This is a genomic window from Roseateles sp. P5_E11, from assembly GCF_054049355.1.
The window spans coordinates 1-1,510 of record NZ_JBFUMO010000938.1; the positions used below are offsets into that span (position 1 = coordinate 1).

At 72.3% G+C, this 1,510-nt stretch carries 1 protein-coding gene and 1 pseudogene; one reads left to right on the forward strand and one right to left on the reverse strand.

Annotated elements, in window-relative coordinates; translation table 11 throughout:
* Positions 1–385, forward strand: a pseudogene (locus ACXJKR_RS32270) (hypothetical protein); the annotation flags it as partial.
* On the opposite strand, the gene ACXJKR_RS32275 reads toward ACXJKR_RS32270, so the two are convergent.
* Positions 349–1,368 carry a glycoside hydrolase family 88 protein gene (locus ACXJKR_RS32275; RefSeq protein ID WP_457326329.1) on the reverse strand — a complete coding sequence of 340 codons (1,020 nt, stop codon included), beginning with the start codon at positions 1,366–1,368 and terminating at the stop codon, positions 349–351. The pseudogene ACXJKR_RS32270 and the gene ACXJKR_RS32275 overlap by 37 nt on opposite strands.
* Positions 1,369–1,510 lie beyond the last annotated feature (142 nt).

Here is a 1,510-nt window from a genome sequence, read left to right on the forward strand (position 1 = left end):
CGGCCAGACCTTCGACGCAGCGCTCGTGCCGGCGCAGCAGGACGCCACGGAAAACTGGTCCGCCTTCGTTGCGCCCGACCTCGCGCCGGTGTTTGCCGACACACCCTGGCTGGACATCCCGCCGGGCATCGAAGGGCAGGCTGACCTGCTCGCGCGGCTGGAGAGCATCAAGCCGGCGGCTCTGGCCGCCGCGATGCAACGGCTGCAGCCCGTGGTCTCGACAGGCTCATCGCCCGCAGCTCAACCGTCGAGCGCAGATGTGGAGCCCAAGCGCTTCCTGCAGCAGGTGCTGAACGACGAGACGGCCGCGCTGGCCTTGCGGGTCGAGGCGGCAAAGGCGTTGTTGCGCTATGCCGAACAGCCAGGCTCCCGGCAGAACGACTGAACCGCCAGCAACACCATCGCCGCCGCCCGATCGTCCCGGCCGTGCACGATGGGCCGCTGCAGATAGAAGTCCAGCGTCGGCCCGGCCGGCGTGCCGGCGCAGACATCGCGGAAGCCGCCGGTTGCATCGATGCGCGACTGCATGCCCGCCCAGGCGCGGGTGACGGCCGCGTCTGCCACGCCGGCGGGCAGCCAGCCGTGGCTGCGGGCCATGACCAGTGCGGTCAGGCTCATCGCCGTCACGGTCAGTTCGGGCTGGGCGCTGGGCTGGTCCAGCACCTGGCGCCACAGGCCGTCCGCGCCTAGCAGGGGCAGCAGCGCGTGCAGCTGGTTTTGCAGGCGTCCGATCAGGGGTGCAGCGGCGGCAAAACCCTGCAGCGGGCCGGCGACGGCTTGCGCAAGGGCGAGCGACGCGAAGCCGTTGCCGCGGCCCCAGGCGACCGGGGAAGCCTCAGCGTGTTCAAAAAGGCCGTCGGGCCGCTGCAGTCGGTCAGAGAGATGCAGCAGCGCAGCGGTCAGGGCGACGGCCGCGCGCTTGCGTTCCTGCGCGGGCAGCAGGGGCGCGGTGCGGTCCAGCAGCAGCGTGGCCATGAACATGTCGTCCGTCCACGAGCGCAAGCCGGCGAGGCGCGGGCCGGCGGCGGTGTCAGCCAGCACCGAGCGCAGCGCCTGCACGGCCAGCGCGCCGGCCGCCGTGTCGCCGTCCAGCGTTGCTGCTTCCGCCAGTGCCGCATAGCCGGCCAGGCGCGGCCAGTCGGTGGGCATGGCATAACCCGGCGCGTTGACGGCCTCGCGCAGGGCTGCCGTGGCGGTGCGCGCCATCTCGAGCTGGCCAAGATGCCTCTGTGCCGAGACCAGCAGGGCGTTGACGTAATGGGGCGTTGGCGTGGCGACGTACTGTGAGGCGATGGATAGCGCCAGGCGCCGTGCGTCGCTCGCTGGCGGCTGGGCCGCCGGGCGCGCGCTGGTGGCGACGGCGCCCAAGGCAATACAGGCCTGGCGCCGCCTCACAGCAGCGTGGTGGCCAGGCCGATCGCCGCGCACAGGCCCAGCAGCGGCATGACGCCCAGCTTGAAGCGGAAAAGCGCGATGCCGGCGCCCGCAGCGATGAGGGCCGAGACCGCGT